The organism is Kutzneria kofuensis, assembly GCF_014203355.1.
GTDB classification, from domain to species: domain Bacteria; phylum Actinomycetota; class Actinomycetes; order Mycobacteriales; family Pseudonocardiaceae; genus Kutzneria; species Kutzneria kofuensis.
In genome coordinates this window covers 3,735,072-3,751,173 of the sequence record NZ_JACHIR010000001.1, presented here as the reverse complement: position 1 = coordinate 3,751,173, position 16,102 = coordinate 3,735,072, and the positions used below count along the sequence as shown (strand labels likewise).

At 70.2% G+C, this 16,102-nt stretch carries 15 protein-coding genes; 7 read left to right on the top strand and 8 right to left on the bottom strand.

Features of this window, described 5'->3' with window-relative positions; all coding sequences use genetic code 11:
- The first annotated feature begins 41 nt into the window (after window positions 1-41).
- The 5 genes from BJ998_RS17150 (at window position 42) to BJ998_RS17130 (ending at window position 4,210) form a co-directional block, all read left to right on the top strand.
- Complete coding sequence (locus BJ998_RS17150; RefSeq protein WP_184862879.1) at window positions 42-938, top strand: metal ABC transporter solute-binding protein, Zn/Mn family; 897 nt, start codon at window positions 42-44, stop codon at window positions 936-938.
- 56 nt (window positions 939-994) lie between these two features.
- A complete protein-coding gene (locus tag BJ998_RS17145; RefSeq protein WP_184868719.1) occupies window positions 995-1,792 on the top strand; it encodes a metal ABC transporter ATP-binding protein in 798 nt (265 codons plus the stop codon).
- Window positions 1,793-1,856: 64 nt separating this feature from the next.
- Window positions 1,857-2,735, top strand: coding sequence for a metal ABC transporter permease (locus BJ998_RS17140; protein ID WP_184862877.1), 879 nt, complete (start codon window positions 1,857-1,859; stop codon window positions 2,733-2,735).
- A gap of 58 nt (window positions 2,736-2,793) precedes the next feature.
- Entirely contained in the window at window positions 2,794-3,387 is a 594-nt protein-coding gene (locus BJ998_RS17135) for a DUF1707 SHOCT-like domain-containing protein (RefSeq protein ID WP_184862875.1), read from the top strand.
- Window positions 3,388-3,421: 34 nt separating this feature from the next.
- A complete protein-coding gene (locus BJ998_RS17130; RefSeq protein WP_221338042.1) occupies window positions 3,422-4,210 on the top strand; it encodes a class I SAM-dependent methyltransferase in 789 nt (262 codons plus the stop codon).
- On the opposite strand, the gene BJ998_RS17125 is transcribed toward BJ998_RS17130, so the two are convergent.
- Window positions 4,207-4,716 (bottom strand): hypothetical protein, encoded by a 510-nt coding sequence (locus BJ998_RS17125; RefSeq protein ID WP_184862873.1) that lies wholly within the window; start codon window positions 4,714-4,716, stop codon window positions 4,207-4,209. The genes BJ998_RS17130 and BJ998_RS17125 overlap by 4 nt on opposite strands.
- A 40-nt stretch (window positions 4,717-4,756) precedes the next feature.
- On the opposite strand from BJ998_RS17125, the gene BJ998_RS17120 reads away from it, so the two are divergent.
- Together BJ998_RS17120 and BJ998_RS17115 are read left to right on the top strand one after the other, a co-directional pair.
- Window positions 4,757-5,170, top strand: coding sequence for a carboxymuconolactone decarboxylase family protein (locus BJ998_RS17120; protein ID WP_184862871.1), 414 nt, complete (start codon window positions 4,757-4,759; stop codon window positions 5,168-5,170).
- Window positions 5,167-5,547 (top strand): RidA family protein, encoded by a 381-nt coding sequence (locus BJ998_RS17115; protein ID WP_184862869.1) that lies wholly within the window; start codon window positions 5,167-5,169, stop codon window positions 5,545-5,547. The genes BJ998_RS17120 and BJ998_RS17115 overlap by 4 nt, the downstream gene beginning before the upstream one ends.
- On the opposite strand, the gene BJ998_RS17110 is transcribed toward BJ998_RS17115, so the two are convergent.
- From BJ998_RS17110 to ispD, 7 genes are all read right to left on the bottom strand, one after another.
- On the bottom strand, window positions 5,535-6,968 hold the full coding sequence (locus BJ998_RS17110) for an MBOAT family O-acyltransferase (protein ID WP_184862867.1): 1,434 nt from the start codon (window positions 6,966-6,968) through the stop codon (window positions 5,535-5,537). The genes BJ998_RS17115 and BJ998_RS17110 overlap by 13 nt on opposite strands.
- A gap of 68 nt (window positions 6,969-7,036) precedes the next feature.
- Window positions 7,037-8,005 carry a 23S rRNA (guanosine(2251)-2'-O)-methyltransferase RlmB gene (gene rlmB, locus BJ998_RS17105; protein WP_184862865.1) on the bottom strand — a complete coding sequence of 323 codons (969 nt, stop codon included), beginning with the start codon at window positions 8,003-8,005 and terminating at the stop codon, window positions 7,037-7,039.
- A gap of 11 nt (window positions 8,006-8,016) precedes the next feature.
- Window positions 8,017-9,399, bottom strand: a complete 1,383-nt coding sequence (gene cysS, locus BJ998_RS17100) for a cysteine--tRNA ligase (protein ID WP_184862863.1) — start codon at window positions 9,397-9,399, stop codon at window positions 8,017-8,019.
- Between the two features lie 95 nt (window positions 9,400-9,494).
- Entirely contained in the window at window positions 9,495-13,865 is a 4,371-nt protein-coding gene (locus BJ998_RS17095; protein WP_184862861.1) for an SdrD B-like domain-containing protein, read from the bottom strand.
- Between the two features lie 219 nt (window positions 13,866-14,084).
- Window positions 14,085-14,792: an HAD family hydrolase gene (locus tag BJ998_RS17090; protein WP_312890161.1), complete on the bottom strand. Its 708-nt coding sequence runs from the start codon at window positions 14,790-14,792 to the stop codon at window positions 14,085-14,087.
- Between the two features lie 120 nt (window positions 14,793-14,912).
- Window positions 14,913-15,395, bottom strand: a complete 483-nt coding sequence (ispF, locus tag BJ998_RS17085) for a 2-C-methyl-D-erythritol 2,4-cyclodiphosphate synthase (RefSeq protein WP_184862859.1) — start codon at window positions 15,393-15,395, stop codon at window positions 14,913-14,915.
- The gene (ispD, locus tag BJ998_RS17080) at window positions 15,392-16,102 is read right to left on the bottom strand and encodes a 2-C-methyl-D-erythritol 4-phosphate cytidylyltransferase (RefSeq protein WP_221338039.1); all 711 of its coding nucleotides are present in this window, start codon (window positions 16,100-16,102) and stop codon (window positions 15,392-15,394) included. The genes ispF and ispD overlap by 4 nt, the downstream gene beginning before the upstream one ends.

The following is a 16,102-nucleotide window of genomic DNA, read 5'->3' as shown; positions in this document are numbered from 1 at the left end:
GTTTCCATTACACGATCTTTCACGCTGTCGAGGGGTGTTCGATGACGGTCCGTTCCCGATGGACAGGTGTGGCCGCGCTGGCCATGGCGGCGCTGACGGCCGCCGCGTGCGGCAACAGCTCGGCCACCCCGGCCGACGGCAAGATCAAGGTGGTCGCCTCCACCGACGTGTGGGGCAGCGTGGCCAAGGCCGTCGGCGGGGACGACGTGACCGTCACCTCGATCATCGACGACCCCACCAAGGACCCGCACGACTACGAGGTCCAGCCCAAGGACACCGCCGCCGTCGCCGGCGCGCAGCTGCTGGTCTCCAACGGCATCGGCTACGACGAGTTCTTCGCCAAGGCGATCGCGACCGTCGGCGCGGGCAAGCCGAGCGTGGTCGCGTTCGACGTCTCCGGCAAGCAGAAGACCGACGACACCAACGAGCACGTCTTCTACGACCTGCCGACGGTGAAGAAGGTCGCCGACAAGATCGCCGAGGACCTCGGCGGCATCGACGCCGCCAAGAAGGCCACGTTCGACGGCAACGCCAAGGCGTTCGACGCCAAGATCGACGACCTGATCGCGCGGATCGGCAAGATCCCGGCCGGCAGGAAGGTTGTCGTCACCGAGCCCGTCGCCAACTACCTGCTGGCCGCCGGCAACATCGCCGACGCCACGCCGGAGGCGTTCGAGAAGGCCGTCGAGGGTGGCACCGACATCCCGGTCTCCGCCGTCGCCGAGGCCACCGCGCTGATCGCCAACCGCCAGGTCGACGCGCTGGTGAACAATGCCCAGACCGAGACCGACGTGACCAATCAGCTCAAGGCGAAGGCCACCGGGGCCGACATCCCCGTCGTGGACGTGACCGAGACGCTGCCCGCCGGCACGACCGACTACGTTGGTTGGATCGGCAAGGAGGTCGACGCCCTATCGAAAGCGCTCGTGAAGCAGTGACGACTGACGCGCTCGTCGACGCCGCCCCGGTCACCGCACCGGCGGCGGCGCTGCGCATGCGCGGGGCCCGGCTCGCCTATGGCAGCCGCGTCCTGTGGGACGGCCTCGACCTGGACATCAGGCCCGGCGAGTTCCTGGCCGTGCTCGGCCCCAACGGCTCCGGCAAGACCAGCATGCTGCGCGTGCTGCTCGGCCAGCAGCCGCTGTCCGGCGGCACCGTGACCATCGCCGGCAGCGCGCCCGGCAAGGCCAACAACAAGATCGGCTACATCCCGCAGCAGCGGGCCATCGACCCCAACCTCACGCTGCGCGGCCGCGATCTCGTCGGGCTGGGGCTGGACGGCCACCGCTGGGGCCTCGGCCTGCGCGGCCGGGCCGAGCGCCGCCGTCGGGTGGAGGCCGCGCTGGCCGAGGTCGGCGCCAGCGACTACGCCGATCACCCCGTCGGGCTGCTCTCCGGTGGCGAGCAGCAGCGGCTTCGGGTGGCGCAGGCCCTGGTCGGCGATCCCCAGCTGCTGCTGTGCGACGAGCCGCTGCTCTCCCTCGACCTCGCCCACCAGCGGGTGGTCAGCGACCTCATCGACGCCCGCCGCCGCGCCGCCGGCACCGCCGTGCTGTTCGTGACGCACGAGATCAACCCCGTGCTGCCCCTGGTGGACCGGGTGCTGTACCTGGTCAACGGCCGCTTCCGGATCGGGACGCCGGACGAGGTGATGACCTCGGAGAACCTGTCCGAGCTGTACCGGACGCCGGTCGACGTGCTGCGCGTGCGGGGGCAGATCGTCGTCGTCGGCGCGCACCAGGAGTCGCACCACTGCGCCGACACGACGCCGTCGCCGGAGGTACGGCCCTGATGTCCGACCACATCGCGCAGGCCCTTCCGCTCGTCGTCGCCGTGCGTCGGGAGGCGCAGTCCTGATGTCCGACTACATCTCCACCACCCTCCTCCTCCTTCCCTTCGTCGGCACGGCGCTGGTCGCCGCGGCGGTGCTCGGCGTGCTGGCCGGGGTGCTGGGGCCGCTGATCGTCACCCGCAACATGGCCTTCTCCGTGCACGGCACCAGCGAGCTGGCGCTGACCGGTGGGGCGGCGGCGCTGCTGGCGGGCATCAACGTCGGCTACGGATCACTGATCGGCGCGGTGGTGGCGGCGGTGATCCTGGGCCTGCTCACCCGCAAGGTGTCGGAGCACGACTCCGTCATCGGCGCGGTGCTGGCGTTCGGGCTGGGCGTGGGCGTGCTGCTGCTGTCGTTCTACGAAGGCAATTCCGCCAACAAGTTCGGCCTGCTCATCGGGCAGATCGCGAGCGTCGACCCCGGCAGCCTGGTGCTTCTGGTCAGCGCGGCGGTGGGAGTGCTGGTGGTGCTGGCGCTGATCTACCGGCCGCTGCTGTTCGCCAGCGTGGACGCGGAGGTCGCCGCCGCACGCGGGGTGCCGCTGCGGGTGTTGTCGCCGGTGTTCGCCGTGTTGGTGGGTGTGGCGACCGCACTGGGCGTGCAGACCGTGGGCTCGCTGCTGGTGCTGTCACTGATGATCACGCCGGCGGCGGCCGCGTCGCGGGTGACGGCGTCGCCGGTGGTGGCAACGGTGCTGTCGATCGTGTTCGCGGAGCTGGCAGTGCTCGGCGGCATCGTGCTGTCGCTGGTGCCGGGCAAGCCGGTGAGTGCGTTCGTCACGGCCATCTCGTTCCTCATCTACCTGGTGTGCCGGTTGGTCGGCGTGCTCCGGGCGCGGCGGATCGGCAGCGGGCGTGGCCTCGCGTCGGCCCATCTGGCCGTAGGTGCGGGCCGTCCCTGAGTCGAAATCGGGGACTTTCCCCAAGAGAACGCCAGTCGATCCGTACTAGCGTTGAACCATGACTGACGAGATCACCCCGATCGACCCGGCCAACCTCCGTGTGTCCAACGTCGAGCGTGAGCGGGCGGGCGTGCTGCTCCAGGACGCGCTGGACCAGGGGATGATCACCATCGACGAGTTCGGCGAGCGCAGCGCGATCGCCGCGTCGGCCAAGGTGAGAGGCGAGCTCACCGCGATCCTGGCCGACCTGCCCGCCGCCGTGCAGAACGGCACCGTCGCGCTGACCACGCCCGGCGCCGGGGCGGAGGCCGAGCGGCCGCTGGAGCTCAACGCCGGCATGGGCAACGTCAACCAGGTCGGCGAGTGGATCGTGCCGAGCCGGATCAACGCGCGCTGCTCGATGGGCAACGTGAAGATCGACTTCAGCGAGGCGATCTGCCGGCACCGCGACGTGTGGCTGCACGCCGAGTGCGGCTGGGGCAACATCAAGGTGCTGGTGCCGCACGGCTGGACCGTGGTGGTCGAGTCGGTGTCGGTCGGCAGCGGCCGGCTCACCAACAAGGTCAACTCGCCCGGCCGTCCCAACCTGCCGGTGCTGCACGTCGAGGGCAGCGTGAGCGCCGGCGACATCAAGATCCGCTACGCCGACTGAGATAATCGCTGGTCCCGCTCGCTACCGTCGAAAGATGCAGCGTTATTACGAGCGGGACGAAGAGGACGGGCGGCTCGGCGGGGGCGCCGGGCTGCTGGAACTGTTGCGCACCAAGGAACTCGTTCAGCGCTACCTGCCGGCGGCGCCCGCGTCCGTTGTGGACGTCGGTGGCGGGACCGGGGTGCATGCGCGCTGGCTGGCCGAACTGGGCCACCGGGTCGACCTCGTCGACGCCGTGCCGCTGCACGTGGGTAAGGCGGCCGACATCTCCGGTGTGAACGCGGTTCTCGGCGACGCGCGTAAGCTGGACGCCGCCGACGCGTCGTACGACTTCGTGCTCATGTGCGGGCCGCTGTACCACCTGCTGACTCTTGAGGACCGGCTGGCCGCTTGGCGTGAGGCGCACCGGGTCCTGAAGCCCGGCGGACATGTCGCTGCCGCCACCATCTCGCGGTTCTCGTCCTTCCACGACGGCCTCTATCGGGATCTGTTCCAGCACGAGGAATTCCGGAACTTGGTCAAGTCCACTGTGGTCGATGGACATCACCGCCCGCCCGAGGACCGGCCGTTCAACTGGTTCACGCACACGTACTTCCATCGCCCCGAGGAGTCCGTCCAGGAGGCGTTGGAAGCGGGATTCCTTGCGCCGCAGGTGTTCGCCATCGAGGGCAGTGCGCGGGCGCTGTCCGACGACGAGATGGAGGCCCGGTTCGCCGACCCCGAGCGGCGCGAACGGCTGCTGTGGGCGCTGCGACTCGTCGAGACCGAGCCCAGTGTGCTGGGGGTCTCCTCGCACCTCCTCACGGTGGGGCGCAAGGGTTAGCTGCTCTGGCACGCCCGTGCGTAGGCACTCGTCAGCTTGAGGGTGGCCGGCATGGACGGGCGTGCCGGCCAAACCTGCACGAGGTACTCGTCCACCGGCTCGTCGTCGTGCTCATCCGCCGTGTCCAGATCGTGCCCCGCGTCCATTCCCCTTGCGTGGTAACGCAAACGGTGATTGCCCGGGCCCTTCGGCAGCGCGCCCAGCGGGTGGCTGTCCTCGCCGGCCCACTCGACCAGGTGCAGCTCGTCCTCGGTCGGGACGAAGTCGATCTCCACCACGTCCTCGTAGCGCTCCAGCTGCGCGCCCGGGTCCGCCTCGGCGACGTCCACGCGGACGCCGACGTGGCCCGTGTGCAGGCCGGTGAGCAGGATCGCCTCGCCGCCGTAGACGCCGACGATGCCGACCGGGTTCGCGGTGAAACACCGGTCCCAGTCGGGGCTGCCGTGGGGGTTTCCGCTGAGGTAGAGCTGGCCGTCGTGGATCCAGACGTGACCGTCGAACGCCATCACCGCATGATCCTAATGGGTGACGCCGTAAGGTGGGCCTATGACCGAGCACGATGATCGGCAGGCCCGGTTCGACCGGGGAATGGCGCTGCTGAACGAGGTCAGCGGGGGGATCGGACCGGCGGTCGTCGAATCCCTCGCCGACGTGTCTCCCGAACTGGGGCACCAGCTCGTCGCCTGGGGCTTCGGCGAGATCTACTCGCGGCCGCAGCTGGTGCCGCGGGACCGGCAGCTGGTCACCATCGGCATGCTGACCGCGCTCGGCGGCTGCGAACCGCAGCTGCGCGTGCACGTCAACACCTCGCTCAACGTCGGCCTCACGCCGGCCGAGATCATCGAGGCGATGCTGCAGGCCGCCGGCTACTGCGGCTTTCCCCGTGCGCTCAACGCCACCAACGTGGCCAAGGAGGTCTTCGCCGAGCGCGGACTGCTGCCGGTCGACGGCGCGCAGTGAACCGGCGGTCCGCTTCCTCCGGTTCACCCCTGGAGCCGCGAATCGGCTTCTCCCGTGCGGTCCGCATCGGGCCCTGGGTGGCCGTCGCCGGCACCGCCCCGATCGGCGTCGTCACCGACGACCTCCACGCGCAGACCGTGCGCTGCTTCGACATCGCCGAGCAGGCTCTGGCCGACGTCGGCGCCTCGCTCGACGACGTCATCCGGACCAGGATCATGCTCACCGACATCGCCCGCTGGGAGGACGCCGCCCGGGCCCACGGCGAGCGTTTCCACGACGTGCGCCCCGCTTGCACCTTCGTCCAGGTCAGCGGTTTCATCGACCCCGCCTGGCTCGTCGAGATCGAGATCGATGCCGTGGTCGGTCAGAACTGGTAGTAGAGGAAAGGGCTGAAGGTGCCGGACGCCAACAGGATGGCGGCGTAGGGCAGGCCGAGCACCATGACGGCGGCGCGCAGGGCCACGGCGGGGCGGCTGCGGGCGGACTCGAGGAAGCGGCCGGTGGCGGGGCGGGCGGGCATCAGGACGATGAGCAGCGCCAGCAGCAGGACGAGGGTGCGCTGGTTGTTGAGGGTGGGGCCGACGACGTCACCGAGGCCGGCGAAGTCGGGGATGAGCATGTGCCCCATCATCACCAGCGCCTGCCCGAGGTCGGGGGCGCGGAAGAGCACCCAGCCGAAGACGACGAGCAGCAGGGTGCCGGCGCGGCGGAGCAGGCGGTGCAGGGGAACATCGGGGGCCTTGCCGGTGCCGAGGCCACGCTCGATCACCAGCAGGGCCCCGTGGTACAGGCCCCAGACCAGGAACGTCCAGTTGGCGCCGTGCCAGAAACCGGTGAGGACGAAGACGATCCCGAGATTCCGGTACGTCTTGGCCACGCCGTGGCGGTTGCCGCCGAGCGGGATGTAGACGTAGTCGCGGAACCACCGCGACAGGGACATGTGCCAGCGCCGCCAGAACTCGGTGACGGTGACCGACGAGTACGGGCGGGCGAAGTTCTCGGGCAGCCGGAAACCGAGCATTCGTCCGAGACCGATGGCCATGTCCGAATAGCCGGAGAAGTCGAAGTACAGCTGCAGGGTGTACGCGATCGCGCCGAGCCAGGCGATGCCGAAGGTCATCTCGTGCGGCGAGGTGTCGAAGCAGGTGGCGACGACCGGCCCGAGCTGGTCGGCGACGATGACCTTCTTGCTCAGCCCCAGCGCGAACCGGGGAAAGCCGGCGGCGAAGTCGTCGAGGCGGTGAAATCGTTGCTGCGGCAACTGATCGGCGATCTCCCGGTACCGCACGATCGGCCCGGCGACCAGCTGCGGGAACATCGCGATGTAGGCGATGAAGGCCACGGGATTGCGCGCGGCGGTGCGTTCGCCGCGGTGGATGTCCACCAGGTACGAGATGTGGTGGAACGTGTAGAACGAGATGCCGATGGGCAGTGCGACCTGCGCCACCTGCACGCCGCCACCGAACAGCTTGGCGATGTTGTTCGCCTGTTCGGTGAGGAATCCGGCGTACTTCCACACCACCAGCGCGGCGAGGTTGACGGCGATCACACCGGCCAGCACGACCCGGCGGTCGTTCTCGCCGAGCCGGCTGGTCGCCGGTTCGAGCACCAGGCCGGCCAGGTAGTTGATGGCCATGCTGCACAGCAGCAGCACCGTCGTCGGCCCGGCGCCCGCGGCGTAGAACACCAGGCTGGCCACGGCGACAACGCCGTTGCGCCAACCGCGTGGCGTGACGAGCACGGCCAGCAGCACGACCGGCACGAAGTACCACAGGAACAGCGGGCTGACGAAGTTCATCCTCGGCCTCGGGTCAGGGACGCCACGGTCGACCCTAACCCAAGACCGAGCGGCCGAACGGCCGAACGTCAGATCCGGCCGGCCACCCTTCGGCGCCTTGCCACCTCGGCGAGCACGACGCCGGCGGCCACGGAGGCGTTGAGCGACTCGACGCCGGCGGCCATCGGGATGGACACGGTCTGGTCGCAGGTCTCCCGCACCAGCCGGGACAGCCCGCGCCCCTCCGAGCCGACGACGACGACCAGCGGCCCGGTGGCGAGTTCGAGCTCGTCGACGGAGATGGTGGCGTCGGCGTCGAGACCGATCACCATCAGGCCCTCGGACGCCCAGTCCTTCAGCGTCCTCGTGAGGTTGGTGGCGATCGCGATCGGCATCTTGGCCGCGGTGCCGGCGCTGGTCCGCCAGGCCACGGCGGTCATGCTCGCGCTGCGCCGCTGCGGCAGCAGCACGCCCTGCGCGCCGAACGCGGCGGCGGAGCGCACGACCGCACCGAGGTTGCGGGGGTCGGTGACGCCGTCCAGGGCGACGAGCAGCGGCGGCTCGCCGCTGTCGTGCGCCTGCCGGAGCAGCTCGTCGGGGTGGCTGTACTCGAACGGCGGCACCTGCAGCCCGAGGCCCTGGTGCATGGCGCCGGCGGTGATCCGGTCCAGCTCGCCGCGGGCGACCTCCAGCACGGAGATGCCCCGGTTGCCGGCGAGCTTGATCGACTCGGCGACGCGCTCGTCGGTGTCGATGCCGATCGCCACGTACAGCGCGGTGGCCGGCACGCCGGCCCGCAGGCACTCCACGACCGGGTTGCGGCCGGCGACCGTCTCGGCCGAGTTGGCCGCCTTCTTCTGCCGCTTCTGCTGCTGCTCCTGGCGCGCGGCGGCGGCGTTGGCCTTGCGCTGTGCCGGATGCCCGGTGCGCTCCTTGGCCTTCGGCGTCGGCCCCTTGCCCTCCAGGCCCTTGGAGCGCTGGCCACCCGAGCCGACGACGGCGCCCTTCTTCGTGCCGGCCTTGCGCATGGCGCCACGCCGCTGGGAGTTACCCGCCATCAGTCAGTTCCTCACAAGCTCCACTTAGGACCGCCGGGGGTGTCCTCGACGGTGATGCCGGCCTTGGACAGCCGGTCGCGCAGCAGGTCGGCGGTCGCGAAGTCGCGCTCCGCCCGGGCCCGCTGCCGTTCCTCCAGCAGGTGGCCGACGAGCACGTCGAGCGCCTGCTGCATCGAGTTGTCCGCAGTGGACGATCGCGACCACTTGTCGGACAACGGGTCCAGCCCGAGCACGTCCATCATGGCGCGCACCGAGCCGGCCGCGCCGCGGGCCGCGTCCTGGTCACCGGCGTCCAACGCCACGTTGCCCTCGCGCACGGTGCTGTGCACGGCGGCGAGCGCGGCCGGGGTGGCCAGGTCGTCGTCCATCGCGGCGGTGAAGTCGGCGCACAGCACACCGGGCTCCACGCTGCCGGTCTGCTGCACCACCCGCTGCAGGAAGTTCTCGATCCGCCCGTACGCCGACACGGCCTCGTCCAACGCCGCGTCCGAGTACTCGATGGTCGACCGGTAGTGCGGGCCGACCAGGTAGTAGCGCAGCTCCACGGCCCGCGCCTTGGTCAGCATCTGCGGGATGGACACCACGTTGCCCAGCGACTTGGACATCTTCTCGCCGCTCATGGTGACCCATGACCAGTGCATCCAGTACCGGGAGAACGGGTCGCCGGCGGCCCGGGACTGCGCCTGCTCGTTCTCGTGGTGCGGGAACACCAGGTCCAGCCCGCCGCCGTGGATGTCGAACTCCGGGCCCAGGTAGTACGTGGACATCGCGGAGCACTCCAGGTGCCAGCCGGGCCGGCCGGCGCCCCAGGGCGTCGGCCAGGACGGCTCGCCGGGCTTGGCGCCCTTCCACAGGGTGAAGTCGCGCGGGTCCCGCTTGCCGGTGGCCGCGGACTCGCCCTGGGCCACCTCGTCCAGCTTCTGCCCGGACAGCGCGCCGTACTCCGGGAACGACGCGACCGAGAAGTACACGTCGCCGTCGGCGGCGTAGGCGTGCCCGGCGTCGATCAGCCGCTGCATCAGCTCGACCATCTGCGTCACGTGCCCGGTGGCACGCGGCGACACCGAGGCCGGCAGGCAGCCCAGCGACTCGTAGGCGTCCAGGAACACGCGCTCGTGCGTGGCCGCCCACTCCCACCAGGGGCGACCGGCCGCGGCGGCCTTCGCCAGCACCTTGTCGTCGATGTCGGTGACGTTGCGCACGTGCAGCACGTCGGTGCCGTCGTGCGCCAGCCAGCGCCGCAGCACGTCGAAGTTGATCGCGCCACGGATGTGGCCGATGTGCGGCACGCCCTGCACTGTGGCCCCACACTCGTAGATCGACACGGTTCCACTGCGCGCAGGCTGGAACGCCCGCAGACTGCGGGTCGCGGTGTCGTAGAGGTGAAGGCTCACACGCAAATGGTACGCACCCCCGCGCCACCCTTACATTCGCCCAGGTCACGGAGCGTAAGAGGGGGCGCCGCCCGTGCGGACGGCGCCCCTTCGCGTCAGCTGTTCGTCCTCCTCCTGCGGGTCAGCAGCACCAGCCCGCCGCCGATGGCCAGCAGCCATCCGGCCAGCGCCACCAGGCCCGCGCTGTCCGCACCGGTGTAGGCCAGCTCGGCCGGCTCACGGTCGGTCGGCACGCCCGGGGTGACCGGCGCGGCCTGCGGCACGACGCCGCAGTCCATCGACAGGTCCTGCCGGTGCCCGGCCCCGACCGTGGTGCTCGGCGTGCAGCCCGAGGCCGGCGTCGCCGCCGAGTCGGTGCCGTTGTGGTTGGCCGCGTTCTGCTTGGTCACCGCGTACTTGCCGGTCACCGCGAAGCACACCGTGTATGTGCCGTCGGGCAGGTTGTCGAACAGGTACTTGCCGCTGGCATCCGTGGTCGTGCTGTACGAGGTGCCCTTCAGCGTGACGGTGACGCCCGGGATACCGGACTCGCCCGCGTCCTGGATGCCGTTGCCGTTCTTGTCCGACCAGACGAAGTCGCCGATCCGGTTGGCCGGCGCCACGATGCCGGCGTCCAGGGTCAGGTCCTTGCGGTGGCCGACGCCGAGCGTCGTCGACTTCGTGCAGCCGTTGGCCGGGTCCGCCGCGGAGTCGGTGCCGTTGTGGTTGGCGACGTTCAGCTTGGTCACCTGGTATTCGCCGTACTGCGCCGGCAGCTTGGCCACGTCGAAGCAGACCGTGTATGTGCCGTCGGGCAGGTTGTCGAACAGGTACTTGCCGCCGGCATCCGTGGTCGTGGCGTACGCGGTGCCCTTGAGCGTCACGGCGACGCCCTGTACGCCGGGTTCACCGGCGTCCTGGATGCCGTTGCGGTTGCCGTCCACCCACACGAAGTCGCCCAGCTGGTTCGGCGGCGCGGAGATGCCGGCGTCCAGCGTGAGGTCCTGCCGGTGCCCGACCCCGAGCGTGGTGGTCATCGTGCAGCCGGCGGTGTCGGCCGCGGAGTCGGTGCCGTTGTGGCTGGCGGCGTTCTGCTTCGTCAGCGCGTAATCCCCGTACTGCGCGGGCAACTTCGCGACGTCGAAGCAGACCGTGTACGTGCCGTCGGGCAGGTTGTCGAAGGCGTACTTGCCGTTGGCGTCGGTCGTCGTGCTGCCCGTGGTGGCACCCTTCAGCGTCACGGAGACGCCCGGCACGCCGGGCTCACCGGCGTCCTGGATGCCGTTGTGGTTGCCGTCCACCCAGACGAAGTCGCCGAGCCGGTTGGCCGGCGCGGAGATGCCGGCGTCCAGCGTCAGATCCGAGCGGTGGCCGAGGCCGACCGTCGTCTCCGCCGTGCAGCCGTTGGTCCCGACGGCCGAGTCGGTGCCGTTGTGCTTGGCGGCGTTCTGCTGCGTGAAGATGTAATCCCCATATGTGGCCGGGAGTTTCGACAACTCCACGCACACCTGGTAGGTGCCGTCCGGCAGGTTGTCGAACAGGTACTTGCCGTTGCCGTCCGTGGTGGTCGACGCCGTCTGCGTGCCGGTCAGGTTCACCGTCACGCCGGACAGGCCCGGCTCACCGCCGTCCTGGATGCCGTTGTGGTTGGTGTCGACCCAGACGTAGTCACCGACCTTGTTCGGCGGGTTCACGATGCCCGCGTCCAAGGTCATGTCGGCCCGGTGCCCGGCGCCCAGCGTGGTGGTCATCGTGCAGCCGGCGTTGTCCGCCGCCGAGTCGGTGCCGTTGTGGTTGACGGCGTTCTGCTTGGTCACCGCGTAGTCGCCGTACTGCGACGGCAGCTTGCCCAGATCGAAGCAGACGTTGTAGGTGCCGTCCGGCAGGTTGTCGAAGAGGTACTTGCCGTTGCCGTTCGTGGTGGTCGTCGCCGACTGCGTGCCCTTCAACGTCACGGTGACGCCCGGCACGCCCGGCTCGCCGCTGTCCTGGATGCCGTTGCGGTTGCTGTCCACCCAGACGTAGTCGCCGAGGCGGTTCACCGGCGGCTGGATGCCGGCGTCCAGTGTCATGTCCTCCCGCTTGCCCGAGCCGAGCGTGGTCGGCGCGGTGCAGGCGCTGCCGGGGTCCGCCGCGGAGTCGGTCCCGTTGTGGTTGGCGGCATTGGCCTTGGTCAGCTGGTAGTCGCCGTACTTCGCGGGGAGCTTGGACAGGTCGAAGCAGACGGTGTAGGTGCCGTCGTTGAGGTTGTCGACGACGTACTTGCCATCGGCGTCGGTGGTGGCCGTGCCGACGACCTTGCCGGAGTTGTCCTTGACCGTCACCGGAACGCCCTGGACACCGGGCTCGCCGCCGTCCTGGATGCCGTTCTTGTTGGTGTCGACCCAGACGAAGTCACCGAGCTTGTTCGGCGGGCTGACGAGACCGGCGTCCAGGGTGAGGTCCTGGCGCTTGTCCGGGCCCAGCGTGGCCGGCGCGGCGCACTTGGTCGCCGCGTCGGCGGTCGAGTCCGTCCCGTTGTGGTTGGCGGCATTCGGCTTGGTGAGGGTGAAGCCGACGTACTGCGCCGGGGCGGTGCTCACGTCGAAGCACGCCGTGTAGGTGCCGTCCGGCAGCTCGTCGAACAGGTACTTTCCGTCCACGTCGGTGGTCGTCTTGTACGCGGTGCCCTTCAGCGTCACGGTGACGCCCGGAACGCCCGGCTCGCCGCCGTCCTGGATGCCGTTCTTGTTGCTGTCCAGCCAGACGAAGTCGCCGAGCTTGTTCGTCGGCGGCACCAGGCCGGCGTCCAGCGTCAGGTCCTGCCGCTTGCCGGTGCCCAGCGTCGTCGTGGTGGTGCACGAGGTCGACGGGTCGGCGGCGGAGTCGGTGCCGTTGTGACCAGCGGCGTTGGCCTGCGTCAGCTGGTAGCCCCCGACCTTCGCCGGCAGCTTGGCCAGGTCGAAGCACACCTGGTAGGTGCCGTCGGCCAGGTTGTCGAACAGGTACTTGCCGTTGGCGTCGGTGGCCGTCGTGCCCAGCGTCGTGCCCTGGTCGTTCTTCAGGGTCGCTGTGACGCCCTGGACGGCGGCTTCACCGTTGTCCTGGAGGCCGTTGCGGTTGGTGTCGACCCAGACATAGTCGCCGAGCTGGTTGGGCGGCCCCGAGATGCCGGCGTCCAGCGTGAGGTCCTGCCGCTTGGCCGCGCCGAGCGTGGTGGACGCGGTGCAGCCGGCGGAGTCGGCGTTGGAGTCGGTGCCGTTGTGGCCGGCCGCGTTCTGCTTGGTCGGCTTGTAGTCGGCGTACTGCGTCGGCAGCTTGGACAGGTCGAAGCAGACGCTGTAGGTGCCGTCGGGCAGGTTGTCGAACAGGTACTTGCCGTTGGCATCGGTGGTCGTGGTGCCGGCCTTCGGGCCCTTCAGCGTCGCCGTGACGCCCTGGAGGCCCGGCTCGCCGTTGTCCTGGATGCCGTTGCGGTTGGTGTCCGCCCAGACGAAGTCGCCGAGCTTGTTGGTCACCGGCGGGGTGGGCGTGGAGACGGTGATCGTCGCCTTCGCCGTCTGGTCCGGCAACTTGCCGCCGGGAGACGTCACGCCGGACACCGTGGCGGTGTTGACGTGGCCGTCATCGCCGGCCGCGACGTTGGTGTGTGAGCAGGTCAGCTGCTTGTTCGCGCCCGCGGCCAGCGTGAAGGGACTGCCAGCGGGCTGCGTCGTGCACCACGGGTCGTTCACCGTGATGCCGGTCAGCTGCTGCGTGCCTTCGTTCGTGACGGTGATGCGGTAGTTCGCGGTGCCGCCGGCCGGAATCGTGGCGCTCGGGCCCCAGGCGCCGGTGGCCGGGTTCTGCACCTCCTTCTGCACGCTGTACGCGGCGAGCTGGAGGAAGACGCAGTCCCATTTCACCCAGTTGTAATTGGTGGACGCGAAGAATTTCACCGCCGCGGTGCCGGCGGGCGCGGTGTACGGCGCGAAGTCCTGCCGCCCGACCTTGTTGTCGGTGTTGACGTCGTGCGTGACCTTCAACTGGGTCTGCGCCAGCTGCTTGCCGCCGGAGTCGTAGAACCGCAGGCCGGTGTACTGGTCGTTGCCGTTCTGGGCCAGGTTGGACGCGTGCGTGCCGGTCCAGTCGGTCAGCGTGTAGATGCCGCCGGGGAACACCTTCGGCACGCTCGCGTACGCGGTGCTGACGTTGCCGTCCGGCGTGGAGATCAGCGCGTAGAGCTTGCCGTCCTGGGGGTAGGTGCCGTCGGTGTACAGCTTGGGCTGCTTGTTGTTCGGGGTGCCCGACGGCACCGGCGAGGCCGGCGCGAACGTGTAGCCGGCGGGGGCGCCGCCGCTACCCGTCTGCTCGACGCTCGGGTTGGGCGCGATGCCGCCGACACAGCCGGCCGGCACAGTCGGCCCGGCGGCCACCGCCGTCGGCGCGAGCACGGCGCCACCGGCCACCAGTGCTAGCGACGTGAATGCGGCCAGTATCGACGTTGATTTGGCGCGTGACCTGCTCACCTGACGGCTCCTCGGTTGCGCTGGCAGGAGAATTCCTCGCGACCGTATTAGCCGAAGATCGTGACTGGTATCCCTGGAAGGGGGAGACCGTGTACTCGCAGGTGAGGCCAGTGTCGACCCGCTGAGAAAGGCCTTTTTTCGCGCCTTTTTCTCACCCGTGGGAGTTAATCTCGGCCGGCGGCTAACGGCTGTCACCGGTAGCCGCCGGGCCCGTTGGGATTATCCCCGGAAAGAGTGAGTTTGGGAGATGCCGTAAGCGGACAGCGCCGACAGCAGCGCGTCCGGCCGCTCGGCGGTGGGCAGCGGGTCCACGATGGCCACCGAGCAGTCCAGCGCCGCGGCGCCCCCGTCGGCCTCCTCGCTGTCGCCGACCATCAGCGCCCGCGCCGGCTCGACGCCGAGCCGCTCGCACGCAGCGGCGAAGATCTCCGGCTCCGGCTTGACGTGTCCCTCCACATAGGACATGACGATCTCGTCGACAAGATCGGCGATGCCGTGCTGGGCGAGCACCGGGCGGATGTCCCAGCCGATGTTGCTGACGACGGCGCTTTTCAGGCCGGCGTCGCGCACGGCCCGCAGCGCCGGCAGCACGTCCGGGTAGGGGGTCCAGTTCTCGCCGTCGCACATCCGCCGGTAGACGACCTCCGCGGCGGCGTCGGGCAGCCCGGCGGCGCGCAGCGCGGCGGTGTAGACGGTGTGGTGCACCTCGGTGTCGAGGTCGCGGCGGTGCCACGCCTCGTGCAGCTCCGGCGGCAGGCCCTCGGAGATGCCGACGGGCGCGGTGAGCCGGCGCATCAGCTCCACCTGGTCGGTGATCTCCAGCGGCGCGCCCGCGTCGTCCATCAGGCCGTCCAGCACGCCGGAGCCGAACTCGAGGCGGCACAGCGTGCCGGAGAAGTCGAACAGGACACCTTGGATGTCAGCCACGTTTCCAACGTAGTTGGTCTGGACCGCTGTGCCCAAGGGAAAGTGACGCGGTCGCCCGATGTCCACAGTGGACGGTGACGCGGCCGGCGCAGCCGGTCACCTACCGCGTCGTGAGGCGAATCACCCGGCGGTCGGCACGACCAGAGCCGTGGCGACGGCGGCGATGCCCTCGCCGCGCCCGGTCAGCCCCAGGCCGTCCGTCGTCGTCCCGGACACCGAGACGGGGCCGCCGATCACGTCGGACAGCACCCGCTGCGCCTCGTCCCGACGCTTGCCGATCTTCGGGCGGTTGCCGATGACCTGCACCGCCGCGTTGCCCACGGTGAAGCCGGCCTCGTCGAGACGCTTGCGCACCTCGGTGAGCAGCGTCACGCCGCTGGCGCCGGCCCAGCGCGGGTCGCCGGTGCCGAACACCGCGCCCAGATCGCCCAACCCGGCGGCGGACAGCAGCGCGTCACACAGCGCGTGCGCGGCGACGTCGCCGTCGGAGTGGCCCTCGCAGCCGTCGGCGTCCGGCCAGTGCAGCCCGGCCAGCCAGCAGTCACGGCCGGCTTCGATCGGGTGCACGTCGGTGCCCACGCCTACGCGGGGGAGGAATGTCACAGCTCGGCTCCTGAGAACAGCGCCTCGGCGACCACCAGGTCGAACGGAGTGGTGATCTTCAGCGCATGGGGGTGGCCGGCGACCGTGGCGACGGGCTCGCCCAGCCGCTCGACCAGACCGGCGTCGTCGGTCACCGGGGCATCCTGCTGATCATGGGCCCGGCGCAGCAAGTCGACGTCGAAGCCCTGCGGGGTCTGCACCACCCGCAGGCGCGACCGATCCGGGGTGGCGACCACACGGCCCTCGGAATCGACCTGTTTGACGGTGTCCGCGACCGGCAGCACGGGAATCACGGCCGGCGCGCCGGCCCGCACCGCGTCGACGACCCCGCGGATGACCTCCGGCGGGGTGAAGCAACGGGCCGCGTCGTGCACGAGGACGACACGGGTGTCGGGATGGACGGCCACGGCCTCGTCGAGGGCGAGCCGCACCGAGTCGGAGCGTTCCTCACCGCCGGGCACGACACGGACGGTGGGACCGAACTCACTCAGCGCGTCGACGACCACGTCCACCATGTCCGGCGGGGCCGCGACGACCACCTGGTCGACACAGCCGGCGGCGAGCAGGCCGCGTACGGCGTGGACCAGGAGGGGAGCCCCGCACACGGGGACCAGCGCCTTCGGGATGGGAGCGCCGAGGCGTACTCCCCGGCCGGCCGCGGGCACGAGCGCCACCACGCGCGCGTCCGCGGCCACCGGAGTGTTCAA